General features: G+C 64.1%; 29 protein-coding genes. 3 read left to right on the top strand and 26 right to left on the bottom strand.

What is annotated here, in order from left to right:
• Positions 1–2 precede the first annotated feature (2 nt).
• The 10 genes from nuoI to ACODTA_RS11195 are packed head-to-tail and all read right to left on the bottom strand — an operon-like array spanning position 3 to position 8,889.
• Positions 3–488, bottom strand: a complete 486-nt coding sequence (gene nuoI / locus ACODTA_RS11240; RefSeq protein WP_489065993.1) for an NADH-quinone oxidoreductase subunit NuoI — start codon at positions 486–488, stop codon at positions 3–5.
• Positions 485–1,531, bottom strand: a complete 1,047-nt coding sequence (gene nuoH / locus ACODTA_RS11235; RefSeq protein ID WP_222989989.1) for an NADH-quinone oxidoreductase subunit NuoH — start codon at positions 1,529–1,531, stop codon at positions 485–487. The genes nuoI and nuoH overlap by 4 nt, the downstream gene beginning before the upstream one ends.
• A complete protein-coding gene (gene nuoG / locus ACODTA_RS11230) occupies positions 1,528–3,534 on the bottom strand; it encodes an NADH-quinone oxidoreductase subunit NuoG (protein ID WP_489065992.1) in 2,007 nt (668 codons plus the stop codon). The genes nuoH and nuoG overlap by 4 nt, the downstream gene beginning before the upstream one ends.
• 1 nt (position 3,535) lies before the next feature.
• On the bottom strand, positions 3,536–4,831 hold the full coding sequence (gene nuoF, locus ACODTA_RS11225) for an NADH-quinone oxidoreductase subunit NuoF (RefSeq protein WP_489065991.1): 1,296 nt from the start codon (positions 4,829–4,831) through the stop codon (positions 3,536–3,538).
• The gene (locus tag ACODTA_RS11220; RefSeq protein ID WP_489065990.1) at positions 4,828–5,496 is read right to left on the bottom strand and encodes a complex I 24 kDa subunit family protein; all 669 of its coding nucleotides are present in this window, start codon (positions 5,494–5,496) and stop codon (positions 4,828–4,830) included. Before ACODTA_RS11220 ends, nuoF begins: the two co-directional genes overlap by 4 nt.
• A complete protein-coding gene (locus tag ACODTA_RS11215) occupies positions 5,496–5,864 on the bottom strand; it encodes a cupin domain-containing protein (RefSeq protein WP_489065989.1) in 369 nt (122 codons plus the stop codon). The genes ACODTA_RS11220 and ACODTA_RS11215 overlap by 1 nt, the downstream gene beginning before the upstream one ends.
• On the bottom strand, positions 5,861–7,096 hold the full coding sequence (locus ACODTA_RS11210; RefSeq protein WP_489066203.1) for an NADH-quinone oxidoreductase subunit D: 1,236 nt from the start codon (positions 7,094–7,096) through the stop codon (positions 5,861–5,863). The genes ACODTA_RS11215 and ACODTA_RS11210 overlap by 4 nt, the downstream gene beginning before the upstream one ends.
• On the bottom strand, positions 7,096–7,971 hold the full coding sequence (locus ACODTA_RS11205) for an NADH-quinone oxidoreductase subunit C (RefSeq protein WP_489065987.1): 876 nt from the start codon (positions 7,969–7,971) through the stop codon (positions 7,096–7,098). Before ACODTA_RS11205 ends, ACODTA_RS11210 begins: the two co-directional genes overlap by 1 nt.
• A 1-nt stretch (position 7,972) precedes the next feature.
• Positions 7,973–8,524 (bottom strand): NuoB/complex I 20 kDa subunit family protein, encoded by a 552-nt coding sequence (locus ACODTA_RS11200; protein ID WP_489065986.1) that lies wholly within the window; start codon positions 8,522–8,524, stop codon positions 7,973–7,975.
• On the bottom strand, positions 8,515–8,889 hold the full coding sequence (locus ACODTA_RS11195) for an NADH-quinone oxidoreductase subunit A (RefSeq protein ID WP_489065985.1): 375 nt from the start codon (positions 8,887–8,889) through the stop codon (positions 8,515–8,517). The genes ACODTA_RS11200 and ACODTA_RS11195 overlap by 10 nt, the downstream gene beginning before the upstream one ends.
• Before the next feature lie 184 nt (positions 8,890–9,073).
• Here ACODTA_RS11195 and ACODTA_RS11190 point away from each other — a divergent pair, with 184 nt between their 5' ends.
• Positions 9,074–9,544, top strand: coding sequence for a YbjN domain-containing protein (locus ACODTA_RS11190; RefSeq protein WP_489065984.1), 471 nt, complete (start codon positions 9,074–9,076; stop codon positions 9,542–9,544).
• Between the two features lie 52 nt (positions 9,545–9,596).
• Here the strand turns inward: ACODTA_RS11190 and ACODTA_RS11185 are convergent, their stop codons facing one another.
• Positions 9,597–11,519, bottom strand: coding sequence for a CocE/NonD family hydrolase (locus ACODTA_RS11185; protein WP_489065983.1), 1,923 nt, complete (start codon positions 11,517–11,519; stop codon positions 9,597–9,599).
• A gap of 35 nt (positions 11,520–11,554) precedes the next feature.
• Here ACODTA_RS11185 and ACODTA_RS11180 point away from each other — a divergent pair, with 35 nt between their 5' ends.
• A complete protein-coding gene (locus tag ACODTA_RS11180) occupies positions 11,555–12,925 on the top strand; it encodes an MgtC/SapB family protein (protein ID WP_489065982.1) in 1,371 nt (456 codons plus the stop codon).
• Here the strand turns inward: ACODTA_RS11180 and ACODTA_RS11175 are convergent.
• From ACODTA_RS11175 to efp, 10 genes are all read right to left on the bottom strand, one after another.
• Positions 12,911–13,321, bottom strand: coding sequence for a DUF1801 domain-containing protein (locus ACODTA_RS11175; RefSeq protein ID WP_489065981.1), 411 nt, complete (start codon positions 13,319–13,321; stop codon positions 12,911–12,913). The two genes, ACODTA_RS11180 and ACODTA_RS11175, sit on opposite strands and share 15 nt — an antisense overlap.
• Before the next feature lie 19 nt (positions 13,322–13,340).
• Positions 13,341–13,760 carry a DUF1801 domain-containing protein gene (locus ACODTA_RS11170; RefSeq protein ID WP_489065980.1) on the bottom strand — a complete coding sequence of 140 codons (420 nt, stop codon included), beginning with the start codon at positions 13,758–13,760 and terminating at the stop codon, positions 13,341–13,343.
• Entirely contained in the window at positions 13,757–13,981 is a 225-nt protein-coding gene (locus tag ACODTA_RS11165; protein ID WP_489065979.1) for a hypothetical protein, read from the bottom strand. Before ACODTA_RS11165 ends, ACODTA_RS11170 begins: the two co-directional genes overlap by 4 nt.
• 36 nt (positions 13,982–14,017) lie before the next feature.
• Positions 14,018–14,428 (bottom strand): SRPBCC family protein, encoded by a 411-nt coding sequence (locus tag ACODTA_RS11160; protein WP_489065978.1) that lies wholly within the window; start codon positions 14,426–14,428, stop codon positions 14,018–14,020.
• Positions 14,425–14,748: an ArsR/SmtB family transcription factor gene (locus ACODTA_RS11155; RefSeq protein WP_489065977.1), complete on the bottom strand. Its 324-nt coding sequence runs from the start codon at positions 14,746–14,748 to the stop codon at positions 14,425–14,427. Before ACODTA_RS11155 ends, ACODTA_RS11160 begins: the two co-directional genes overlap by 4 nt.
• A 54-nt stretch (positions 14,749–14,802) precedes the next feature.
• On the bottom strand, positions 14,803–15,402 hold the full coding sequence (locus ACODTA_RS11150) for a DUF4126 domain-containing protein (RefSeq protein ID WP_489065976.1): 600 nt from the start codon (positions 15,400–15,402) through the stop codon (positions 14,803–14,805).
• Between the two features lie 18 nt (positions 15,403–15,420).
• Entirely contained in the window at positions 15,421–15,678 is a 258-nt protein-coding gene (locus tag ACODTA_RS11145) for a GlsB/YeaQ/YmgE family stress response membrane protein (RefSeq protein WP_489065975.1), read from the bottom strand.
• An 87-nt stretch (positions 15,679–15,765) separates the two neighbouring features.
• Positions 15,766–16,596: an inositol monophosphatase family protein gene (locus ACODTA_RS11140; protein WP_222989974.1), complete on the bottom strand. Its 831-nt coding sequence runs from the start codon at positions 16,594–16,596 to the stop codon at positions 15,766–15,768.
• Positions 16,597–16,599: 3 nt separating this feature from the next.
• Positions 16,600–17,541: a hypothetical protein gene (locus tag ACODTA_RS11135; protein WP_489065973.1), complete on the bottom strand. Its 942-nt coding sequence runs from the start codon at positions 17,539–17,541 to the stop codon at positions 16,600–16,602.
• A gap of 50 nt (positions 17,542–17,591) precedes the next feature.
• Positions 17,592–18,155 carry an elongation factor P gene (efp, locus tag ACODTA_RS11130; protein ID WP_222989973.1) on the bottom strand — a complete coding sequence of 188 codons (564 nt, stop codon included), beginning with the start codon at positions 18,153–18,155 and terminating at the stop codon, positions 17,592–17,594.
• Positions 18,156–18,264: 109 nt separating this feature from the next.
• On the opposite strand from efp, the gene ACODTA_RS11125 reads away from it, so the two are divergent.
• The gene (locus ACODTA_RS11125) at positions 18,265–19,707 is read left to right on the top strand and encodes an AMP nucleosidase (protein WP_489065972.1); all 1,443 of its coding nucleotides are present in this window, start codon (positions 18,265–18,267) and stop codon (positions 19,705–19,707) included.
• 6 nt (positions 19,708–19,713) lie between these two features.
• Here the strand turns inward: ACODTA_RS11125 and ACODTA_RS11120 are convergent, their stop codons facing one another.
• From ACODTA_RS11120 to ACODTA_RS11100, 5 genes are all read right to left on the bottom strand, one after another.
• Complete coding sequence (locus ACODTA_RS11120) at positions 19,714–20,880, bottom strand: GGDEF domain-containing protein (RefSeq protein WP_489065971.1); 1,167 nt, start codon at positions 20,878–20,880, stop codon at positions 19,714–19,716.
• The gene (locus ACODTA_RS11115) at positions 20,877–22,034 is read right to left on the bottom strand and encodes a GGDEF domain-containing protein (RefSeq protein WP_489065970.1); all 1,158 of its coding nucleotides are present in this window, start codon (positions 22,032–22,034) and stop codon (positions 20,877–20,879) included. The genes ACODTA_RS11120 and ACODTA_RS11115 overlap by 4 nt, the downstream gene beginning before the upstream one ends.
• Positions 22,035–22,109: 75 nt before the next feature.
• A complete protein-coding gene (locus tag ACODTA_RS11110) occupies positions 22,110–23,912 on the bottom strand; it encodes a M2 family metallopeptidase (protein ID WP_489065969.1) in 1,803 nt (600 codons plus the stop codon).
• Positions 23,913–23,976: 64 nt separating this feature from the next.
• Positions 23,977–24,753, bottom strand: a complete 777-nt coding sequence (locus tag ACODTA_RS11105) for an alpha/beta fold hydrolase (protein WP_489065968.1) — start codon at positions 24,751–24,753, stop codon at positions 23,977–23,979.
• An 80-nt stretch (positions 24,754–24,833) separates the two neighbouring features.
• Positions 24,834–25,472: a DUF2238 domain-containing protein gene (locus ACODTA_RS11100; protein ID WP_489065967.1), complete on the bottom strand. Its 639-nt coding sequence runs from the start codon at positions 25,470–25,472 to the stop codon at positions 24,834–24,836.
• Between the last annotated feature and the right edge of the window lie 5 nt (positions 25,473–25,477).

Raw genomic sequence — 25,477 nt, 5'->3', positions numbered from 1 at the left:
CCCTACCTGTACGGTGCATCGGCGGCAAGGTTCGCGGCGATCGCGCTTTCCCATCTGTCGCCATTCGAGAGCAGCTTGTTCTTGTCATAAAGAAGCTCCTCGCGGGTTTCGGTCGCGAATTCGAAATTCGGCCCCTCGATGATCGCATCCACCGGGCATGCTTCCTGGCAGAAGCCGCAATAGATGCACTTCGTCATGTCGATATCGTAGCGCGTGGTGCGGCGGCTGCCGTCGTCGCGCGGTTCGGCCTCGATCGTGATCGCCTGCGCCGGGCACACCGCTTCGCACAGCTTGCACGCGATGCAGCGTTCCTCGCCATTGGGATAGCGACGCAGGGCATGTTCGCCCCGGAACCGCGGCGAGATCGGGTTCTTCTCGTACGGGTAGTTGATCGTCGCCTTGGGCTTGAAGAAATACTTCAAGGTCAGCCAGTGCGCCTTCACGAACTCCCAGAGCGTGAATGACTTGACGAAATGAGCGAGGCTCATTGCACGCCTCCGTAACGGGTAAGCATGAGGAATCCGGAGACGAGGAAGACCCAGATCAGCGAGAATGGCAGGAAGATCTTCCAGCCCAGCCGCATCAGCTGGTCGTACCGGTAGCGCGGCACCGTCGCCTTGATCCACGAGAAGATGAAGAAGAACACCAGGATCTTGATGAAGAGCCAGATGATGCCGGGCACGGCGTAGAGCGGCGCCCAGTCGATCGGGGGCAGATAGCCGCCCCAGAACAGGATGGCGTTGAGCGCGCACATCAGGATGACGTTGGCATATTCGCCAAGCCAGAACAGCGCGAAGCTCATCGACGAATATTCGGTTTGGTATCCCGCGACGAGTTCCGATTCAGCCTCGGTCAGATCGAACGGCGCGCGCGCGGTTTCGGCCAGCGCCGAGATCAGGAACACCACCGCCATCGGGAAGAGCAGCGGATTGAAGCCGTTGCCGTTGACGAAGCCGTACAGCCCCTTCTGGCTCTCGACGATGCCGGTCAGATTGAACGTTCCAGCCCACAGCACCACCGAGATCAGCACGAAACCGATCGAGACTTCGTAAGAAACCATCTGAGCCGCAGCGCGCAAGGCACTGTAGAATGGATATTTCGAGTTCGAGGCCCAGCCCGCGATGATCACGCCGTAAACGCCGAGCGACGATGCCGCCAGGATATAGAGCAGGCCGACATTGATATCGGCCAGCACCATGCCGGCGCCGAACGGGATCACCGCCCAGACGATCAGCGCGACGGTGAAGGTGATGATCGGCGCGAGCAGGAAGAGACCGCGATTGGCCGAGGACGGGATGATGGTTTCCTGGAGGAACACCTTCAAGCCGTCCGCGAAGGATTGCAGCAGGCCGAGCGGACCGACGACATTGGGGCCGCGACGCAGCGCCATCGCCGCCCAGATCTTGCGATCGGCATAGATGATCATCGCGACGGCCAGCATCAGCGGCAGCGCGATCATCAGGATCAGGATCAGCGTGGCGAGAAACCAGCCGAAACCATAGCCCAGATAGGTCTGGAAGAACTCGGTCACTCCGCGGCCTCCAGATATTCCTCACCCCGCACGAGCTCGACCGAGCAGCGCTCCATGGTCGGCGATGCGCGGCAGATCGCGTTGGTCAGGTAGAAATCCTTGATCGGATAGCCGATCTCGCCCGACGCTGCGGCGGCGAGCTTGGGCGGCGCCCAGTCATAGGCGGCCAGACCCTCGACACCCAGAGCGGGCACGTCGGCGGCCATCGCGGCGCGAAGCTGCTCGATCGTGTCGAAGGGCAGCGGCGTGCCGATCACGGCCGACAGCGCACGGAAGATCGTCCAATCCTCACGCGCGTCGCCCGGGGGGAACACCGCGCGATCGCCGCGCTGCACGCGCCCTTCCAGGTTCACATAGGTACCGGGCTTCTCGGTATAGGCGGCGGCGGGCAGGATCACGTCCGCCGCATGCGCACCCTTGTCACCATGATGGCCGACATAGACGTTGAAGCTGTCGGCGAAGTTGGAGAAATCCACCTCGTCGGCGCCCAGGAAGAAGGTCAGCTTGGGCGCGGCCGCGACGATATCGGCGATGCCGCCCGGCTGGGCATAGCCGAGCATCAGCCCGCCCATGCGCGATGCCGAGAAATGCAGCGCGTTATAGCCGTTCCACCCATCCTTGATCAGGCCGAGCGTCTTGACGAGCGCGAGCGTCGCGCCTTGCCCGTTCTTGAGCGCGCCACCGCCGACGATCACCGCCGGACGCTGGGCGCCCGCGAACGCCTCGGTCACCGCCTTGGGCAGCTTGGCGAGCAGAGACAGATCATTGCCCAGCCATTCGACCTTGTAGGTGAGGTCCGTCTCCGCGCCGACCGCGAAGACCTTCGCGCCCTTCTTGATCGCCTTGCGGATGCGCGTGTTCACCAATGGCGCTTCCCAGCGGACATTGCTGCCGACGATCAGGATCGCATCGGCGGTCTCGATACCCGCGATGGTCGAGTTGAAATTGACGGCGGCCAGGTTGCTCACGTCATAGGCGAGCCCCGTCTGCCGCCCTTCGAGCAGCGAGGAGCCGAGCGAGCCGACCAGCGCCCTGGCGGCATACATGGTCTCGCAATCAACCAGATCGCCGGCAATCGCGGCAACCGCATTGCCCGCGCCCTTGGCGGCGGTGGCAATGACGGCGAACGCCTCTTCCCAGGTCGCGGGAACCAGCTTGCCGTCGCGGCGCACATAGGGCCGGTCGAGCCGCTTGCGGACAAGGCCGTCGACGGCATGGCGCGTCTTGTCCGACGCCCATTCCTCGTTCACGTCCTCGTTGATGCGCGGCAGCGCGCGCAGGACCTGGCGGCCACGGCTATCGATACGGATGTTGGTGCCCACCGCGTCCATCACATCGATGGCCAGCGTCTTCTTGAGCTCCCAAGGCCGCGCCTCGAAGGCATAGGGCTTGCTGGTCAGTGCACCCACTGGGCAGAGATCGACGACATTGCCCGACAGCTCGGACTTGACCGCCCCCTCCAGATAGGTGGTGATCTGCATGTTCTCGCCGCGATGGATCGCGCCGATATCGGGCACGCCCGCCACTTCCTCCGCGAAGCGGATGCAGCGCGTGCACTGGATGCAGCGCGTCATCACCGTCTTCACGATCGGGCCCATATTCTTCTCGGTCACGGCCCGCTTGTTCTCGTCGTAGCGGCTATGGCCCTTGCCATAGGCGATCGACTGATCCTGCAGGTCGCATTCGCCGCCCTGGTCGCAGATCGGGCAATCGAGCGGATGGTTGATGAGCAGGAACTCCATCACACCTTCGCGCGCCTTCTTGACCATCGGGCTGTCGGTGCGGATCTCCTGGCCCTCAGCAGCCGGCAGCGCGCACGACGCCTGCGGCTTGGGCGGCCCCGGCTTCACTTCGACCAGGCACATGCGGCAATTGCCGGCGATGCTCAGCCGCTCATGATAGCAGAAGCGCGGGATTTCCTTGCCCGCCAGTTCACACGCCTGGAGCACGGTGGCGCCAGTGGGAACCTCGAGTTCGATGCCGTCTACGGTGACCTTTGGCATGTTACTCCGCGGCCTCCATGATTCCGCCATTCTTCTCGTTGATCCGGCGTTCCAGCTCGGGGCGGAAATGCCGGATCAGGCCCTGGATCGGCCACGCCGCCGCGTCGCCCAGCGCGCAGATTGTGTGGCCTTCCACCTGCTTAGTGACGTCGAACAGTGTGTCGATCTCGGAGATGTCGGCATTGCCTTCGCGCAGCCGCTCCATCACGCGCCACATCCAGCCGGTGCCCTCGCGGCACGGCGTGCACTGGCCGCAGCTTTCATGCTTGTAGAAATAGCTGAGGCGGCTGATCGCGCGGACAACATCGGTGGACTTGTCCATGACGATGACGGCGGCGGTGCCCAGGCCGGAACCCAGCGCGCGCAGCCCGTCGAAATCCATCGGCGCGTCCATGATCTGCGCCGCGGGCACCAGCGGCACCGAGGATCCGCCGGGGATGACGGCGAGCAGATTATCCCACCCGCCGCGAATGCCGCCGCAATGCTTTTCGATCAGCTCGCGGAACGGGATCGACATCGCTTCCTCGACCACACACGGCTTGTTCACATGGCCGCTGATCTGGAACAGCTTGGTGCCGGCATTGTTCTCGTTGCCGAAGCTCTTGAACCAGGGCGCACCGCGACGAAGGATCGTCGGCGTGACCGCGATCGATTCCACGTTGTTCACGGTGGTCGGGCAGCCATAAAGCCCCGCCCCCGCCGGGAACGGCGGTTTCAGGCGCGGCTGGCCCTTCTTGCCCTCGAGGCTTTCGAGCATCGCGGTCTCTTCGCCGCAGATATAGGCGCCGGCGCCGCGATGGACGAACACGTCGAAATCATAGCCGGACTTGGCGGCGTTCTTGCCGAGCAGGCCCTTGGCATAAGCCTCGCGCACAGCGGCGAACAGCGTCTCCGCCTCACGGATGAACTCGCCGCGAATATAGATATAGGCGGCGCGCGCACGCATCGCGAAACCCGCGACCAGCGCGCCTTCGATCAGCTTGTGAGGATCGTGGCGGATGATCTCGCGGTCCTTGCACGAACCGGGCTCGGACTCGTCGGCGTTGATCACCAGGAAATTCGGGCGATCGGGACGCGGTTCCTTGGGCATGAAGCTCCACTTCATGCCGGTGGGGAAGCCCGCGCCGCCACGGCCGCGCAGGCCCGAGGCCTTGATCTCCTCGATGATAGCGTCGGGACCGCGCGCGAGCAGCGCCTTGGTATCGTCCCAGTCGCCCCGCTTGATCGCGGCATCGAGATTCCACGGCTGGAAGCCATGGACGTTGGTGAAGATGCGATCCTTGTCGAGCAGGCTCATTTCCACTGCCCCCGATAATCGTGGTTCGCCGACACCATTTCCTTCAATGTCGTCGGGCCGCCTTCGGGGCAGCTCGTCTGCCGCTCGATCTGCGGGCCAGGCTTCGGCGTCTCGCCATTGGCCAGCGCGGCAAGGATGCGGCTCATGCTGTCGAAGTCCAGATCCTCGTAATTATCGTCGTTGATCTGAACCATCGGCGCATTGGCGCAGGCGCCCAGGCACTCGACCTCGGTGAGCGTGAACAGGCCGTCGGGCGTGGTCTTGCCCTTTTGCAGGCCGTGGTTCTTGCATGCGGCCATCACATCGTCCGATCCGCGCAGCATGCACGGCGTCGTACCGCAGACCTGCACATGGTAGCGGCCGACCGGCGCCAGATTGTACATGGTGTAGAAGGTCGCGACCTCATAGGCGCGCATGAACGGCATATCGAGTTCGCGCGCGACATATTCGATCACCGGGATCGGCAACCAGCCCTGCGTGTTCGTTTCCGCGCCCACCTGACGCTGGGCGAGATCGAGCAGCGGCATCACGGCGGAGGCCTGCCGGCCCGCCGGATAGCGGCCGATCACTTCCTTGGCGGTTTCGGCATTCTCGGCCGTCCACGCGAACGCGCCCCAGCGCGCGCGGGTCTCCGCCTCATCGGGGATTTGGGGTGCGTCGGCCATCAGATCGTTTCCAGCTTTTCGCGCGTATATTCAGACGGATTCGCGCCGGTATTGGGTTCGCCCTCGCGGTCCATCAGCAGGATGTGGCATTCGGCGGTGGCGAAGGGCCGATGCTCCACGCCCCTGGGGACGACGATCATCTCGCCTGCCTTCAGATGGCGGGTCTCGTCGCGGAACTCGATACCGAGCTCGCCCGACACCACCAGGAACAGTTCGTCGGTCTCGCCGTGATGGTGCCAGGTGAACTCACCTTCCACCTTCGCGACGCGCACCTCATTGCCGTTATAGCTGCCCAGGATCCGCGGGTTCCAGTGATCCGCGAACGATGCCAGCTTGTCGCCGATGCTGATGACGGCCGGCGCCGTCACCGGTCGCACTCCCCGAACACCACGTCGATCGCCGAGAGCACGGCGGTGGTGTCGGCAAGCATATGGCCCTTCATCATGAAGTCCATCGCCTGGAGGTGGCTGAACGCGGTCGGCCGGATCTTGCAGCGATACGGCTTGTTGCTGCCATCGGCGACCAGATAGACGCCGAATTCGCCCTTGGGGCTTTCGGTCGCGACATAGACCTCGCCGGCGGGAACGTGGAAGCCCTCGGTATAGAGCTTGAAGTGGTGGATCAGCGCTTCCATCGAGCGCTTCATCTCGCCGCGCTTGGGCGGCACCACCTTGCGGTCGAAGCTCGCCACCGGTCCTTCGGGCATCTGCGCCAGGCACTGGCGCATGATCCGCGCGGACTGGCGCACCTCTTCGACGCGGACCATGAAACGGTCGTAGCAATCGCCCTTGGTGCCGACGGGAATTTCGAATTCCATCCGCGCATAGGCGTCATAGGGCTGGCTCTTGCGGAGATCCCAGGGGATGCCCGCAGCGCGGATCATCGGGCCGGAAAAGCCCCATTTGACCGCATCGTCCTTGCTGACCACGCCGATATCGACGTTGCGCTGCTTGAAGATGCGATTGTCCGCGACCAGGCTGATCGCATCCTCGAACAGGCGCGGCAGCCGGGTGTCGAGCCATTCGCCGATATCGGTGAGCAGCTTCAGCGGCACGTCCTGATGGACCCCGCCGGGGCGGAACCATGCGGCGTGCATGCGCGCACCCGACGCCCGCTCGAAAAAATTCATGCAGTCTTCGCGGATCTCGAACAGCCACAGGTTCGGCGTCATCGCGCCGACGTCCATCACATGGGCGCCCAGGTTCAGCATGTGATTGCAGATGCGCGTCAGCTCGGCGAAGAACACGCGCAGATATTGCGCGCGCAGCGGCACTTCCAGGTCGAGCAGCTTCTCGACCGCCAGCACATAGCTGTGCTCCATGCCAAGCGGCGAGCAATAGTCGAGCCGGTCGAAATAGGGCAGCGCCTGCAGATAGGTCTTGTACTCGATCAGCTTCTCGGTGCCGCGATGGAGCAGGCCGACATGCGGATCGACGCGCTCGACGATCTCGCCGTCCAGCTCCATCACCATGCGCAGCACGCCGTGCGCCGCCGGGTGCTGCGGCCCGAAATTGATCGTGTAATTCTGGATCTCGACATCGCCGACGGTCGGCTTCTCGTCGTTCACCTGCGCTTCCAGTTCAGCCACATGGTCAACCATCATGCCTCACCCTTGGGCTTGCGCGGTGTACGCGGCTTGGCCGGCGCCTTGGTCGCGGCAGGCTTGGCCGTAGCCTTCGAAGCCGCCTTCTTCGCGGGCGAACGCTTCGCTGCGACGGTGTTCGCCGGCTCGCCAGCACCGGTATCGGCCGGCTTCTCGGTGGTCTTGGGCGTCGGCGGCGGCGCCTTGGCCTCCACCTTTTCCGCATCGGCCTTCTTGATCTCGTCCGCCTTCAACGGCGTCGGCGCGCCCTTGGCCTCGGGCAGCTTCGCCTTCTCGTCGCCGGGCAGCACATATTGCGCGCCTTCCCAGGGACTCATGAAATCGAAGCTGCGGAAATCCTGGGCGAGCTGGACGGGCTCGTACACCACGCGCTTCGCCTCTTCCGAATAGCGCAGCTCGACATAGCCGGTCAGCGGGAAGTCCTTGCGCTGCGGATGGCCGCGGAAGCCATAGTCGGTCAGGATGCGGCGAAGATCCTGGTTGCCGGTGAAGAGCACGCCGTACATGTCGTACACTTCGCGCTCCAGCCAGCCGGCGACGGGCCAGATCCCGGTCACGCTAGGCACCGGCCTGTCCTCGTCGGTCGAGACATGAACACGGATGCGGTGGTTCTTCGTGAGGCTCAGCAGGCAATAGACGACTTCGAACCGCTCTTCGCGATCCGGCCAGTCGACGCCAGCGATCTCCATGAGCTGCTGATAGCCGCAATCGTCGCGCAACGTCGTCATCGCCTGGACCAGCGATGCCGGCGCGACGATCAGCTTGATCTCGCCGACGGATTCAATCGCATCGACCAATGCCGGGCCAAGTGCCGCGCGTATGGCGTCGATCACGCCATCGTTACTGGCGTATGCGGGTGCGGGACTGGCCATATCAGCGCTCGATCGTGCCGATGCGGCGGATTTTCCGCTGGAGCTGCATCACGCCATAGAGCAACGCCTCAGCAGTCGGCGGGCAGCCCGGCACATAGATATCGACCGGGACGATCCGGTCGCAACCGCGCACGACGCTATAGCTGTAATGATAATAGCCGCCGCCATTGGCGCAGCTTCCCATCGAGATGACGTATTTGGGCTCCGACATCTGGTCGTAGACCCGGCGCAGCGCCGGCGCCATCTTGTTGCAGAGCGTGCCGGCGACGATCATCACGTCCGATTGGCGCGGGGACGCGCGCGGCGCGGCGCCAAAGCGCTCCATGTCGTAACGCGGCATATTCACATGGATCATCTCGACCGCGCAGCAGGCAAGGCCGAAGGTCATCCACCAGAGCGAACCCGTACGGGCCCATTGGAACAGTTCCTCGGTCGAGGTGACGAGGAAACCCTTGTCCGAAAGCTCGCCGTTCAGCCCGTCGAAAAAGGACTGATCGGGCAGCGTGCCCGGCGGCGGTGCACCGGGGATCGATGGGCTGAGTTCTACTCCCATTCGAGCGCTCCCTTCTTCCAGGCATAGACAAGGCCGAGCCCGAGCTCCGCCAAGAAGATCATCATCGCGGTCCAGCCGGCCCAGCCGATCTCGCCCAGCGACACAGCCCAGGGATACAGGAACGCGGCCTCCAGATCGAAAATGATGAAGAGGATCGCGACCAGATAGAAGCGCACGTCGAATTGCGCGCGGCTATCCTCGAACGCGGGGAAGCCGCATTCATATTCGGTGAGCTTTTCAGGCGTCGGCTGATGTGCGCCCGTCAGCCGCGAAACGGCCATGGGCGCAAAGACGAACACGCTGGACAGCACCAATGCCACGCCCAGGAAGAGCAGGATCGGGAGATATTGTGACAGATCGACCAAGGGACTCTCGTTCGGCCAGATTTATGGCGGGGCTTTAGGACTGCTGCACCCGCGAAGCAAGGCCGTGAACCAGTGAGAATGATTCGCAATTAGGCGGAAATCCGCCATTTTCGGCTCCGCCCGCGTTGACAGCCGCCGGCAGCGCGAACAGGCTCGCCTTTCTCCAGGGGGGAAGGACATCGGCATGAACAGGCGCATTTGGGTGGGAGCGGCGGCGATCTGGGCGCTCGCGATGGCGGCGGCACCGGCGGCTGCGGAACAGGTGACGGCGGACCATCAGAAACTCGTCTCGCTGCTCCAGGCGAAGGGTTACAAGGCCGAACTCATCAAGGGATCGGACGCCGACTATGTGCGCACCGCCGATTCCGGGGTGCCGGTGACGATCTTCTTCCTCAACTGCGCGAAGGGGAAGACCGGCTGCACCACGATCCAGTTCTATACGGGCTTCAACGACGTCAAGGCGACGCTCGAACGCATCAACGACTGGAACCGCAATCAGCGCTGGGGCCGCGCCTATGTCGACAAGGATGGAGATCCGGTGATGGAGATGGACGTCGACATGGATTTCGGCGGGCTGAGCCGCGAACTGTTCTACGACAATCTCGGCACCTTCATCGCCCTGATCCCGCTTTTCCGCGATCACCTGAAGAAATAACGCCGCCCATCAAGCAGAAGAGCGCCCGCGCGATTCGAGGTCCCTGGCCATATCAATCGGCGGATGGATCGACCGGCAGCTCCAGATAGGACGGGTAGCGCGCGCTGCGATAAATGGTCTGGGTCGCGGCGCGATAGTCGGACGGCTTCGCGTGCATGATGCTCGACACGAAGTGCTGCGGATTGCGATCGTAAAGGGGAAACCAGCTCGACTGGATCTGCACCATCAGCCGGTGTCCGCGGCGAAAACGGTGGTTCACCTGCGGCAGGCGGAGTTCGTAGCCCAACGGCCGGTTCGCGGCGATCGGCCGGGGGGTGCTGAAGCTCTCGCGGTAGCGGCCACGCAAGATGTCCCCCGCCACCATGAACTGATAGCCGCCCAGCCGGTCGTCGTCGGGATTGTCGTCCGGGAACACGTCGATCACCTTGACCACCCAGTCGGAGTCCGTGCCGCTCGTCGCGGCCTGGAGATGCGCGAGGATGGTGCCGCGCAGGGTGAGCGGCTCCTCCAGCGGCGGGCTCACATAAGTGAGCACATCGGGGCGGCCGTCGACGAAGCGCTGATCCATGGTGAGCCAGGACCGCCAGCCCGCCAGTCCATCGGCATCGCCGACGATCCGGCGGATCGGGCGTGGCTGATAAGGCACGGGCTTGGCGGGGTCGGAAACATAGGAATCGCTCCCCTCCCCACCCGGCGCGGCCCAGACCAGGCTGTTGCCGGCGCCCAGATAGAGCTTGCGCGATTCCACCTGGCGCGGCGGCCAGGCGTCGAAACGGCGCCAACGGTTACTGCCGGTCTCGAACACCGTCGCGGGCGCGACGCCGTGCGCGGGGCCGTCCTTCAGATAATGCGCCAGGAAAGGTGCCAGCACATCCTCGCGCCAGCGTCTGGCGGTATCCTCGCTCCAGCGCATCGCGCCGATATTCTCGCCATTGCCCCAGCTCTGCCCGTGATACCAGGGGCCAGCCGAGAAGAAGTTGCGGTCGTTCGCGGTGTCACTCTTCTCCATCACCTTGTAGGTGGCGGGCGCACCGTAGATGTCCTCCTGATCGAACCAGCCATGGACGTTGAGCGTCGGCACGCTGTTCGTGTTTGCTGCGGAAAGCAACGGCGGCATCGCCTTGGCCTGCCAATAGGCGTCATAGGCAGGATGCTCGAGCGCGAGCTTCCAGAAGGCCTGGCGCTTGTCGAAATAGCGCGCGTCGATATCGCCCGCGCTGCCGGCCTTCAGGAACCAGGAATAGAGGTCGTGGTGGTTGAACGCCATGGCGAGTTGCGCATCGGCGCGCGTGCCCATGCGGTAGAGATATTCGACCGCGAAGCTGAGGCGGAAGGCGCCGTTGTGGAAATAATCGTCGCCCATCCAGAGATCGCCGACTGCGTTGACGGGGACCGCCGCCTTGAGCGCGGGATGCGGCCCGATCAATGCATTCAGCACCAGCCAGCCGGGATTGGATGTGCCGTAGATGCCGACACGGCCGTTATTGCCCTCCACATTGCGAACCAGCCATTCGATGCTGTCCCACGCGTCCGTCGATTCGTCGGTGGGCGTATCGTTGAGCGGCCCGCGCAGCGGCCGATTGTGCGAATAATCGCCCTCGGATTTGTAGCGGCCCCGAATGTCCTGGAACACCCAGATATAGCCCGGCAGTTCCGCGAAGCGCGGTCCCAGCACGGCGTTCAGATCGGGATGCGCCTTCGCCCCCATCGTCGCCGAGGCCTCATAAGGTGTGCGCTGAAGCAGGATCGGCAGATAGCCCTTCGCGTTCTTGGGAGTCAGGATGATCGTGTAGAGTTTCACCCCGTCGCGCATCGGCAACATCACTTCCCGCAAAGTGAAATCATCGTCGGCATTGGGCTCGCGCAGCGGCGCGGCGGCGGTCTGCAAGAGCAGGATGGCGACGAGCAACGCGGCGAGCAACGCCGTCACGATGCGGTTGGGGCGCGAAGCGGCCGCCGGTGCATGCAGTGTCATCGCACTGTGATGCCAGCCACGACGCGAAACGCAAGATGCCGCCGGATATCCGGGTGCCGGACAAGGCGGCCTGGCGGTTCCGGACGGCTTTGATGTTGACGGCGGCCCGCTTCACGACCGAGATGTCGACGATGGATGCGATCGAACCTCTTCAGCGCCTGATCTTCGCGATTGCGATCGGGGTCATCGTCGGAACCGAGCGCCATTGGCGCGAGCGCGACGAGGAAGACGGCAAACGCACCGCAGGCATACGCACCTTCGGCCTTGTCGGCATGCTGGGTGGCATCACCGGCTCGATCGCGGCGATGCCAGGTTTTGGCCCCGTGGGCGCGGCGATCGTGATCGCCGCGATGTTCACGGCCTTTGCGGTGGTGTTCGCGCTCTACCAGTATCGCGAGGCGGTGGCCGACGACAAGTTCAGCGCGACCACGACGGTCGCGGCGATGCTGACCTTCGCGCTCGGCACGCTGTCGGCGATGGGTGACCTCACGCTCGCATCCGCCGCCGGCGTGGCGCTGGTCGCAATCCTGGCGAGCCGCGATGTATTGCACAATTTCGTGGAAAGGCTGAGCTGGGCGGAGCTGCGCTCGGCGATTGTCCTGCTGGGCATGACCTTCATCATCCTGCCCCTGCTTCCCGAGGATCCGATCGGGCCGTTCGGCGGGATATCGCCGTCGCGGACCTGGTTGCTGGTCATCATCCTGGCGGCGATCTCGTTCGGCGGATATGTCGCCGTCCGGTTGCTCGGCCCGGCGCGCGGCGAACTGGTCGCGGGCGCGATCGGCGGCGTGATCTCGTCCACCGCGACGACACTGACCAATGCCCGCCGCTCCACCGAGATCGAAGGGTCGAGCACCCTGGCCGCCGGCGCGCTCGCGGCCAGCGCGGTATCCTATGTGCGCACCGCCATATTGGTCGGGGTGCTGGCAGCCCCGTTGGGTCCGGCGCTGTTCCTGCCGCTGGGCGCCGGTGCGATCGTCATGGCGGGTTTCGCGGGGATCTTCGCGCGCCGCCATGACGGGCCCGGCGAGCACAGCCAGCCCAAGAACCCGTTCGACATCGTGTCGGTGCTCAAGATGGCGGCGATGCTGACTGCGGTCGCCTTCCTCTCGCGAGCGGCCGCCAGCCTGCTCGGCGACAGCGGGCTGATCCTGGTTTCGGCACTCTCCGGTCTTGCTGACGTCGACGCCGTGGTGGTCGCGGTCACCGGTATGGCGGCGGATCTCAGCCACATGATCGCGGTCGCCGCGATCGGTGTGGCGGTGATCAGCAACACCGTTTCGAAAGCCGCTTACGCGATCATCTTCGGCAGCCGAAGCTTCGGCCTGCGCGTGCTCAGCGCGTCGGTCGCCGCGCTGGCCGCCGCCGCAGCCGCCTATTGGCTGGGCATATCACTGGGCCTTTGATCGCCGCGTGCCCGACTGGTTCAGCGCGATCGCCGCGTGGATGAGCCCCTTCAACGCAGCTTCGTCGATCGCCTCGCCTTCGCGGATATCAATCGCGCGGCGAACATTGCCGTCCAGGCTCGAATTGAACAGCCCGGACGGATCGTCGAGCGCAGCGCCCTTGGCGAAGGTCATCTTCACGACCGCCTTATAGGTTTCCCCGGTGCACACCATCCCGTCATGATACCAGACCGGCACACCGCGCCATTTCCAGTCCTCGGTCATCTCCGGATCGGCCTCGCGGATCAGCGCACGCAGCCGGGCAAGGGTCTCACCTCGCCAATCGTCCAGTTCCGCGATGCGATCGTCGATCAGTTCGGATGGCGATTTCCCGCCCTGCGCTTCGCCCTTGCTCATCGTCTTGCTATCCTTTTCTTCACGGAATCCAGCCCGGCAACGCCGCCGCCTGCTCGATCCAGCGCGCCAGTTGCGCCTCGTCCACCACCTCATCCTCGTGAATATGGAAATAACGGGTGTTCTCGTCCTTCGACGCCACCGGCGGAAGCGGATCGAGCGACGCGCCACGAAAGAAGGCGAGCTTGATATAGCGGGTGAAGCAGTGGATGCCGAGGAACCAGCCCTGCCCCTCGACGCCATAGAGCGGAGAGTTCCACTTCACTGCCTTGCGCACGTTCGGAACGGTGCGGTCGATCAACGCGTCGAGCCGATGACCGGCATCGCTTTTCCAGCCCGGCATCGCCGCGATATAGGCCTGGACGGGCGCGTCCCCCTCACCCTTTGCGATTTGCGGGTTGCCGCCCGACAGCAGGACCGGGCCTTTCGTCGTCTTGGTCATAGCGGTCGCTCGAACGCACCGGACCGCCGCCGCGCCGCATAGGGCAGCGCGAAAAGATAGAGACCGGTGACGAGCAGGAGAATCAGCGGCAATAGCGCCAGAAGGCCGACCCAGAAGGGCGGCTGCCCCTGCGACATCACGACGATATTCACGATGACCGCCAAGGTGAAGGCGATCGACACCCAGCGATGGAATTGCCGGATCCAGTGATTCCACTTCAAGACATCCTCCTGCGACGGAAAGGGTGTGGGTCGGGGTCAGTCCATCCGCGCGAGAAGCTGCTCCAGTGCGGCGAGGAAACGCGGCCAACCGGCCCTGGCGCCATGATAGTAACGCGGCTGATCAGGCTGGAAGCCGGTCTGCTCCATGCGCAGCCGGGTGCCCGTATCGGTGGGCGTGAGCGTCCAGGTGACGACGCTTTTCAGATCGTGATCGCCCCATGTGTACGATAATGTCCGGTTCGGCTCGATGGCGAGCACCTCGCAGTCGACCGCCCCCCAATCCGCACGAAAATCGAAGCGATGGCCAAGCACAGGCGCGAAGCTGGTCTTCATCAGCCATTCCTCGATGAAATGCGGCACGGTGAGCGCGCGCCAGATCCGCTCGGGCGGATGGCCGATCTCGCGCTCGACGACGATCGAGCGCGTTTCGGTCGACGTTCCGGTCATTGATCCATTCTCTTCAGCAGGTCTTCGAGATCATCGAATTTGGTCTCCCAGAATCCGGTCATGCGGCTGGTCCAGTCGATCAACGGCGCCAGCGCATCGCGCCGCGCGCTGTAATGGGTCTGGCGGCCGTCCTGTCGATCGAGCACGAACCCGGCCTGTTTGAGTACGGCGAGATGCTTGGAAACCGCCGGTTGCGATACCCCGGCATCCACGGTGATCGCGCGAACCGTCCGCTCCCCGTCCCGGCACAGCCGCTCGAAAATGGCCCGTCGGGTCGGATCCGCGAGAGTCTTGAAAATCAGGTCGTGACCATCGCGCATCGAAATACATAACTCTCTGGCTATCGATTGATCCGATAACCCAGCAGTTATGAGTCAGTCAAGCGCACTCCGATCGCCCGGCCGCAAACGGCGAATCCATCGACGGAGCGTCACGATCAGCGCGATCGCGGCAAGCGACAGGCAGATGGCGACGGCCACCGCCGCGATCGGATTCGCCAGCACCAGCAGCAACAGGCCGCCCGTCGCGATATCCTCGCCGCTCGAAACTGCGATGTTGCTGAAGGGTTCGGGACTGGCGTTGACGACGACGCGGGTTCCCATTTTCGCGCCATGGCTGAGCAGCGCCGCGCTGCCGCCGAGCAACAGGCTGGCCACCTGCCATGCCGGATCCTGTGGATCGACGATCGCCATGGCGAGCAAGGCGCCGCCGACCGGACGGACAAAACTGTGCAAACCGTCCCAGATCGTGTCGAGCCAGGCGATCTTGTCGGCGAAGAATTCGGCGAGCAGGCCGATCGCGGATATGCCGATCACCCAGGGATTGGCGAGCGCATCGAGCCCGGAAAGATGCTGCGGCAGCTCTATCCAGCCGGTGCGCATGGCGAGGCCGGTGGCGAAGACGCATAGATAGATGCGCCATCCCGACAACAGGCTGATGCTTGCCGCCAATCCGATCAGTTCAGCCGCGCCCATCGCGCGGGCCGGGCCGATTCAGGCCGACCGGCTTTTCACCATCCGATAAATCCAGAGCAACAGGATCGCGCCGGCGGTCGCCACCAGGATGTTGACGAAATTGCCGCTGCCACCCAGACCAAGCCGGCTGCTGATGAAGCCGCCGACCAGGCCACCGGCGATGCCGATCAATATGGTGACGAAGATGCCGCCAGGATCCTTGCCCGGCATGATCCATTTCGCGAGCGCGCCCGCGATCAGCCCGACAACGATCCAGCCGAGAATGCCATATTCCATATCGCCTCTCCCCTTCTTGCTCGGAGCGAGGCTATTCCTCTCCGATCCCGTCCGCAAGCGTCGTTACGGATCGGGATCGATGCCGGATCAGGCGGGGCGCGGCGCCTTGAGCGCACCCGCCATCAGCTTGTGAAGGCGCGAGTGGAGGACGTCATTCGCCGCCAGAAGCTCACCGCGTTCGAGCGCGCGGTCCGCGCCACGGAAATCGGTGACGAAACCGCCGGCTTCACGCACCAGCAGGATCCCGGCCGCGATGTCCCACGACTGGAGCCCGCTTTCCCAGAAACCGTCGAAGCGGCCGGCGGCAACCCATGCGAGGTCGAGCGCGGCCGATCCGAAACGGCGGATGCCAGCGACCTCGATCGCGATCGCGTCATGGATCGCACGCCATTCGCGATGATCGCCATGCCCCTTGAACGGAATCCCGGTCGCGATCAGCGACTCGTCGAGATGGCGGCGCGAGGACACACGCAGGCGCTGGTCCTGCAGCCAGGCCCCCCTGCCCTTTTCGGCCCAGAAGCTCTCATCGGTCAGCGGCTGATAGACAAGCGCGCTGACGATCTCGCCGCGCCCGCCACCCGGGCGGGGCTCCTCCACCGCGATCGAGATCGCGAAATGCGGAATGCCGTGAAGGAAGTTGGTGGTGCCATCGAGCGGATCGATGATCCAGCGCGGCTTGGTGGGATCGCCCGCGATCTCGCCGCCCTCTTCGAGCAGGAAGCCCCAATCGGGACGCGCCTTTTTCAGTTCGTCATACAGCGTGCGCTCGGCGCGCTGATCGGCCATCGAGACGAAATCCGCCGGTCCCTTCTTCGAGACCTGGAGGTGCTGGACCTCGTTGAAGTCACGCCGCAGCCGCGGCGCAGCCTTGCGCGCGGCGCGCTCCATGACGGTGAGGAGGCCGGAATGGGAAACCATGACTCAACGGTGCTCCTGAACAATATTTGATACCGATGCCGCCATTTGCGCGACAAAAATCTCGAACTTTAAAATCTCGTCGGAGAAGTGCTGCATCTCAATGACCGAAACCGTTCCGGCGGGCGCACGCTCCAGCGTACTCGCGGTCGCATCCGCCTGAACGGCGAGATAATTGTAGATCACATCCATCCGCGCGAGCATCGCCTTGCGCTTCGTATCGCCAAGACGCTCGACGATGCGCCGCGATTCCACGCTGCTGCTTGCCCAGCCGGTGCGTATCCGTCTCGCCGCATCACGCGCGGGACGCCCGAAGGTGGAAAGCGAATCGCCAAGCACAATACCCTGTGGCGTGATTTCACCGACAACCATCGTGCGAATTGCGCGATTGACGACGATCCGCAGATCCAGCACCGCGCGGTGCAATTCAACCGGCGATCCCTTGGCCATGACCTCCAGGAGCAATATCTGGGCGTCGATCGCCCCTGCGGAACCATTGCGTGCCCGCGCATATGCCTGACGCGCGCCATCCATGTCATTCGCGGCGGCCGCCTCGATCGCGGCGAGCAGATCGCGCATCGAGGCAGCCGACGCCCTTGTCGACGCGGCGGACCGCTCCAGAAGATCAGCGGAGCGTATGTTGAGCGCAATCTCGGCGGAACGCGGCAAATTGCCGATTCCAGACAATGTCGCGGAAACCTGGGTGGCCGCCGCCTCGAAATTCTCCACGCACTCGACAAATTTCGGCAAGACCTCTCGCGCCATGGCCGCATCGTTTGACACCGCATTGAAAGCGGCGGCCGCCGCCTCGTTGACTGGCCGGCAACGATTATAGGCGTCGATCAGCGGCTGCTGGGCAACCGCCAGCCGCTGCCCCCATGCGGAGACAGCGAGCAAGTCCGATGAAAGCGGCTTCGCACCCTGCTGTGCGCTGGCCGTGCCGCCCAAGCAGCCGAGCGCCAGCGCGCCGGCAAGCAGCAGGCGCGCCAGTCCCTCCATTACTCCGCCCGCTTCACATAGGCCTGTTCGTACACATCGACGATGATGCGCGTGCCCGATGCGATGTGCGGCGGCACCATGATGCGCACGCCATTGTCGAGGATCGCGGGCTTGTAGCTCGACGAGGCGGTCTGCCCCTTCACCACGGCGTCGGCCTCGACGATCGTGGCTTCGATCTGGTCGGGAAGCTGAACCGAGATCGGCTTCTCGTCGTAAAGCTCCATCACCACGTCCATGCCGTCCTGCAGGAAGGCAGCGGCATCGCCGAGCAGATCGCGCGGCAGGTTGATCTGGTCGTAGGTATCCTTGTCCATGAAGGTCAGCGTGTCGCCGTCCGCGAACAGGAACTGGAAATCCTTGGTGTCGAGCCGCACGCGCTCGACCGTTTCAGCCGAACGGAAGCGGACGTTGTTCTTGCGGCCGTCGATGAGATTCTTCATCTCGACCTGCATATAGGCGCCGCCCTTGCCAGGCTGGGTGTGCTGGATCTTCACCGCACGCCAGATGCCGCCTTCATATTCGATGATGTTGCCGGGACGGATGTCCACGCCGCTGATCTTCATGGGGTTCTCGCGATTCAAAGAAAAATGCTGGCGCGCTCTATAGCCCAGAGCGTCCGGAGGCAAGACCGGGGACTTGCCAGCACGGGTCAGGCTCGGATAGTTGCTGTCAATGTCCGACGCAAAAACCATCGTCGCCGAGCTTGACGCTCTTTACTCCGCCTCCGTCGATCGCCTGCGTTCCGCGCTTGAACGCTTCATTCGGACCGGCGAGAAGCCCGATCCGATCGACCGCGCCCAGGGTGCCTTCGCCTATCCTGAGATCCAGTTGCGCTATCGCGGACAAGGCGACGCGCCGGTGCCGCCGCGTTCGTTCGGCCGGCTGGTCACCCCCGGCAATTATGCGATCAGCGTCACCAAGCCCGCGCTGTTCGCGGATTATCTGGTCGAACAATTGAGCCTGCTGATCGAAGATTACGATGTCGAGGTGACGGCGGTCGCGGGGCGGCAGGAGATCCCCTTCCCCTATGTGCTGGAAGCCGGACACGACCTGATGCTCGACGATATCAGCGCGACCGAACTGTCGCGCTGGTTCCCGGCGACCGAACTCGCATTCATCGGCGACGAGATCGCCGACGGCACCTATCGCGACCTGCCTGACGCCGCGCGCCCGCTGGCGCTGTTCGACGGGCTGCGCACCGATTTCTCGCTCGCCCGGCTGCGCCATTACACCGGCACGCCGCCCGAACATGTCCAGCGCTATATCCTGTTCACCAACTACCACCGCTATATCGACGAGTTCGTCCGCTGGGCATGCGGCCAACTGGGCGAAGGGAGCCGCTTCACGGCGCTCTCGGGCGCCGGCGGCGTGATGGTGACGCCCGAAACCGCCGATCCCGAGCGCGTGGTGGCCGACAGCGCGTGGCGCCGGCACCAGATGCCCGCCTATCACCTGATCGCGCCCGACCGTTCGGGGATCAGCGTCGTGAATATCGGCGTCGGCCCCTCCAACGCGAAGACGATCACCGACCATCTCGCGGTCGTCCGGCCTGAGGCATGGTTGATGATCGGCCATTGCGGCGGCCTGCGCCCCAGCCAGCGGATCGGCGACTATGTGCTCGCCCATGCCTATCTGCGCGACGACCATGTGCTCGACGATGTGCTGCCGCCCGAGATTCCGGTGCCGGCGATCGCCGAGGTCCAGCTCGCGCTCGCCGCCGCCGCCGAGACGGTTTCGGGCGAGACCGCGGAAATGCTCAAGCGCCGGTTGCGCACCGGCACGATCGTCACCACCGACGACCGCAATTGGGAACTGCGTTATTCCGCATCCGCGCTGCGCTTCTCGCAATCGCGCGCGGTCGGCATCGACATGGAGTCGGCGACGATCGCGGCGCAAGGATATCGCTTCCGCGTCCCCTATGGCACGCTGCTTTGCGTATCGGACAAGCCGCTCCACGGCGAACTCAAGCTGCCGGGTCAGGCCAACCGCTTCTACGAGCGCGCGATCAGCGAGCATATGCGGATCGGCATCGAGGCCTGCGACCAGCTTCGCCGAGAGGGCAGCAAGCTGCACAGCCGCAAGCTGCGCGCCTTTAGCGAGCCACCGTTCAGATAGGATCGATCAGCCCGGTTGTGCGGGCGCGGCGATCACGACGCGATTGCGGCCGGCGCCCTTGGCTTCGTAGAGCGCCTGATCCGCGCGATGCAGGATCTGGCCGAACCACAGATCGTCATCGGCGAAACCGGCGACGCCGAAGCTTGCGGTGAAAACCAGATCGGGCGTGTCCTCGATCCGGATGGCAGCCACCTCCTCACGGATGCGCTCGACGACTTCGCTGGCATCCTCGGGCGCGAGATCGGACAGCAAGAGGCAGAATTCGTCACCGCCCAGCCTGCCGAACATGTCGACTTCGCGGACCACAGCCTGGACATTGTCGGCGAAGGAAATCAATGCCCGATCCCCGGCGGCATGGCCGAAACGATCGTTGATCCGCTTGAAATGGTCGATGTCGCCGATCACCACGGTGAACGGCCGTCCCCGCCGCCGGGCATTGGCCATGGCGACAGTCGCGGCCTGCTCGATGCCGCGCCGGTTGAGCGCACCGGTCAACCCGTCGCGCGTGACGAGCTGCTGCAGGCTTTCAGACAAATCGCCCGCGATCAGGAAAACCGCAGCGATCCCGGTGCCGACATAGACGGGCGGCAGGCCGATGCCGAGGATCATCCTATAACGCTCGATCGCCTCCCGATCCCCCTCCACCCCCATGAACAGCGCGGAACCGCTCAATGCGAGTTGATACAGCGCGAAGATCATCAACATGACGATGAAGGCGAGTTCGGGGGCATTGGGACGCCGGTGCCGTGGCCAGATCGCGATCGCGGCGATCGGCATCATGATCACCGCGAACATGTTGGACAGCGCGCCCTGAAGCGCCCGGTTCGGAAGGACGGTATAGATTAGCGTGATCGCGATCGCGAAGGCCAGGCCGATCGCGATGAAAGCCGGCAGATGCACCGGCCGCCCCGCGCGCTGCAATGCACCGATCGGCACCAGTGCGCTCGACCCCAGCACGGTCAGGCTCGCGATGATCACCGGAATCGGATTGGTCGGCGCGATCAGGACGCCAAGCGCATTCACCACCCATTGCAGCGCGCCCAGGCCATAGGCGAATGCCCAGCTCGATATGTGTCGCGCCCGGCCAAAATGGAGCCAGGCCAGGGTCATGGTGATGCACAGGATCGCGCTGGTGAAGAACAGCACCGAAAGGATGACGATCGCAGGCGTCACGGCAGATCGGTCGAAAGCGTGATCCGGTTGCCGCCATCGGCGACCGAGCGGCACAGCGCGGCATCCGCGCGGGCGAGCGCCGACGACAGCACGATATCGTCCGGCCGAAAGCCGGTGATTCCAAAGCTGACAGTGAGCGAAAAGGGCCTGGCCTCTCCGATCGTCACGGCCGCGATCTCCTGACGCGCGCGATCGACGACGTCGATCGCCATTTCGGGCGAGGCGTCGATCAGCAACAGACAGAACTCGGCATGTCCGGTACGCGCCAGCAAATCCTCCTCGCGCACGCTGGCGTGAACGATATCGGAGATAATCGCCAATGCGCCGTCGATCGCCTCCTGCCCACGCGCGCGGCGTGCGGCGTCATAGCCGTCGACCGCGCACAACACGATGGCAAGGTCGCGGCGACGGCGGCGCGCGTCGGCGAAGGCGTTGGTCGCCGCCTGCTCCAGCCCTCGCCGGTTGAGCGCACCGGTCAGCGGATCCCGCGTAGCGAGAGCACGCAGCCGATCGTTGAGATCCATCGCCAGGACAAACACCGCAGCGATGCCGACCGCTGCATAGACGGCGGGCAGCCCGATGATCAGCACGTCGCGGTAAACCTGACCGGTCGCGAGCATGTAGCGCGAGTCCATGCCAAGCGACAGAGCCGCCAGCGAGAACTGAAACAGCGCGAACAACCCGAAGGCGGATACCACCGCCAGTTCGGGGGGCAGCGCCGGCCGGCCACGCGGATAGAGCGCCGCCGCCGCGATCGCGAACATCATGCCAGCATGAAAATTGGCGACGAATCCCCGTGTCGCGAGATTCGCGGTCACCGCGCCCATGCCCATCGCGACGATCGAGACCAGCACGATCCCGGCCATGAGCGGCAAATGGAGAGGCAACCGCGCCCGATGCCGCGCACCGATGGCGATCAGCGCGGAATCGACTGCGACCAGCGTGCCGGTGATGAGCAGCGGCCAGGCTTCGCCCGGGAACTCGATCCGCGCATAGGCGCTCACGCTCCATTGCAGCACCGCGCCTGCGGCCGAGAGCGCCCAGAGCTGCGCATAACGCTGCCGACCGAAATAGAGCCAGGCCAGCGTCAATGCGACGCACATGATCGATGCGACAGAGAGCAGCACCGCCAGATTGACGAGCGGCAGGTTCATACGCGCGCGCTCCTTGCGCGACGCGTCGCAGTTTCAGGCAATATCGCCCCCCCCGAGCCTGTCATCGACGATCCATTACCAGCCGCATTGCTTGCCCTTGTTCTGCGCCTTCAGCCATGTCTGCAACGGCGCGAAATAGGCCAGCATCGCCTTGCCCGACATTTCCCGGCTGCCAGTGAATGCCTGGAGAGCGTCGGGCCAGGGCTTGGACGCGCCCATTTCGAGCATAGCGTTCAGCTTCGCGCCCACCGCCTTGTCGCCATAGAAGGAACAGCGGTGCAGCGGCCCTTTCCACCCGGCTTGCTTGCAGGCGGCCTGATAGAATTGGAACTGCAGGATCCGCGCCAGGAAATAGCGGGTATAGGGCACCGCGGCCGGCACATGGAATTTGGCGCCCGGATCGAAACGCGTCTCGTCGCGCGGCACCGGTGGAACGATGCCCTGATAGCGCAGGCGCAGATCGTTCCAGCCCTTCTCATAACCGGTTGCAGGGATCTGGCCGTTGAAGACGCCCCAGCGCCATTTGTCGACGAGCAGGCCAAAGGGGAGGAAGGCGATCTTGTCCATCGCCTGGCGCAACAACAGGCCAAGATCCTTGTCGGCGGCGGGCACCTTCGCCTTGTCGAGCAGGCCGATGCTGACGAGATAGTCAGGCGTGATCGACAGGGCGACGAAATCGCCAATCGCCTCATGGAAGCCGTCATTGGCGCCGTTCAGATAGAAATAGGGCTGCTTGTTATAGGCACGCTGATAATAATTATGCCCCAGCTCGTGGTGGATCGTGACGAAATCGTCCGAATTCACCTTGATGCACATCTTGATGCGCAGATCGTCCTTGTTGTCGACGTCCCAGGCGGACGCATGGCAAACGACTTCGCGATCGGCGGGCTTCAGGAATTGCGACCGGTTCCAGAAGCTGGCGGGCAACGGCGCGAAACCGAGCGAACTGTAGAAACCCTCGCCGATTTTCACCATCTTCAGCGGATCATCGCCGCGCGCCTTCAGCAACTCGCCCACGTCATAACCAATATCGCCAGCCCCCGGCGGTGCGACAACATCGTAGATATTGCCCCATTCCTGCGCCCACATATTGCCGAGCAGATCGGCGCGGATCGGCCCCGTCCTGGGCTGGACGTCGTCGCCATATTTCTCGTTGAGCTTGCCGCGTGTGTAGCAATGAAGGTCGTCGTAGAGCGGTTTTACTTCCTGCCAGAGCTTGTCGGTCAGCTTCGCGAACTGATCAGCCGGCATGTCATATTGCGAGCGCCACATCGCGCCAACATCGGCAAATCCCAGTTCTCGCGCTCCGGCATTGGCGACCTCGGTCATGCGCGCATAATCCTCGCGCATCGGCGCGCCGACATTGTCGTGCCAGCTCACCCACATTTCCTTGAGTTTCGCGGGATCGCGGACTTCGCCCATCGCCGCCTCGATGTCGCTGCCCGAGATCGGCTTGCCGTCAAGCGTGCCCTTGCCAGCGCCATACAATCCCTTGATGCCGGTCGCGACCCTTGCGAGTTCGGCGGCGGAGCCCGGCGTCGTCGGCGCCGGCAGCGTGATGCCGCCACGCAGCACATCGATCTTGCGGCGTGTATCGAACGAAAGGTCAGGCACCTTATCGAACCGCGCGGCATCCTTGGCCTGACGCACGCGCATCTCGCTCTCGCGTGTGGCGAAAAGCGCGGCGATTCCGTTGGTATCGTCGGTGATATAGGTTTCGTTGATCCAGTCGACCTGCGCCTTGGGCACGCTGAATTCGCGCTGCTCCGCCTCCGCATCGCCGACGAATTTGTCGGCGTCGGCGGCGGACTGGGCGAAGACGGACGGCGCGCCCGCAACCATGGTGACGAGCGCGATCGCTGACAATGCGGACTTCATCGGACTTCCTTGATCTGACGCGAACGGATCCCCCGGATCAGACTGAACCCGTGGCCGGACATGGTCAAGACGCCAGAAAGCGCGCGATTTCCTCACCAAGCTCCGGCCGGGTCACCGCGCTCATATGCCCGCCGGGAATCGTGCGCGCGACGGCATCAGGCAGCGTTTCGGCGAGCGCCTGGCACGATCCGTTGTCATCGTCATCCACGCCCGAAAGCACCAGCACCGGCAGGTCGAGCGATTCGATATCGGCCCGGCGCGTGTCGACAAAGGTATCGAGGACGTGGAGCAGCGCCACCGGATCGCCCTTGGTGGTCTTCAGGAACGCCTCCGCCATCCATTCGGGGCTGCCGCGCTGATGGCTGCCCAGATTGCTCAGGATATGCCTGAAATGCCCGGCGCGACCGCCGGTATCGATCAACCCCTGCAGCCCCATGCCCGCGATGATCGCCCTGCCCGGCTTCGCTCCGCCGGCCAGCATCCGCACCGTCGTGCGCGCGCCGAGCGAATAGCCGCCCAGATCGTAATCAGTCAGTCCGAGATGGGAGATCAACGCGAAACCGTCCTTCGCCAGCACATCCGGGGGATAGGCGGCTGGGTCATGCGGCTTGGCGCTCTGCCCATGCGCGCGCAGATCGGGCATGACCACGCGGCGGCCAGCTTCAGCCACGATGCGCGCGGCATGGCCATAGCGGATCCAGTTTGTGAACGCGTCGGAGAAATAGCCGTGGATCAGCACCAGCGGCCGCGCATCGGGCGCGCCCATTTCATGCCAGGCAAGCTCGACGCCGTCGAAGCTCGCGAAGCGATGAGTGGAAAAATCAGTCGGGGAGCTTGCCAATGGCCTGTGTCCAGCGAGTGTTGAAAGCCTGATGTTCGCCAGCGCGGTAGCCCGGCAAGCCTGCGGTGTCGATCCGGCCTTCATCTACGAGCGCCACTCCACCGCACACAGCCAGCCGCCAACAGCGAGCCGACGAACGCCAACCCCATATCCTTCTGGGCATCCCACATGTCGCCCTGCTGACCATTATATCCGTCGGCCATTTCGGGTGCCACCATCAGCGTCAGCAGCCCTTCGAAAATCTCGTAGAGCGCCCCCACCGAAAGCGCGAAGCCGATCGAAACGATCGCGGCCATCGTGCGCGACTGGCCGAGCCAGCGGAGGCCGATTTCGCGGATGGGCGCATAGAAAAGCATCCCGAAAGCGAAATGGACCAGCCGGTCGTAATGATTGCGCGTCCAACCGAACCAGCCACTCGGCGTGCCCCCCGTCAGGCCCCTCGCCCAATCGTCATAAGGTACGCTCGAATAGGTATAGCGCCCGCCCAGCGTATGGAGCGCGAAGAACAGCACCAGCGCCACAACTGCGCCATCGCTAAGCGGCCATCGCCGCAGCAGTACCGGCGCCGCGACGAGCAACAGCGCGCTCGGCACATGATGAAGCCACGCGATTTCCGGGAAGGGTTGATCGATCTGCGCGATGATCAGCATGAGAGCGAGCGCGGCGAGCGCCCGGAACTGCGCGGCCGGAAGGGCTCGCAAATCGGCCGGCAATTGCATGGACT

The organism is Sphingomonas sp. FG14, from assembly GCF_057809675.1.
The sequence above is the reverse complement of the archived record's forward strand: the minus strand, read 5'-3'. Positions and strand labels throughout refer to the sequence as shown.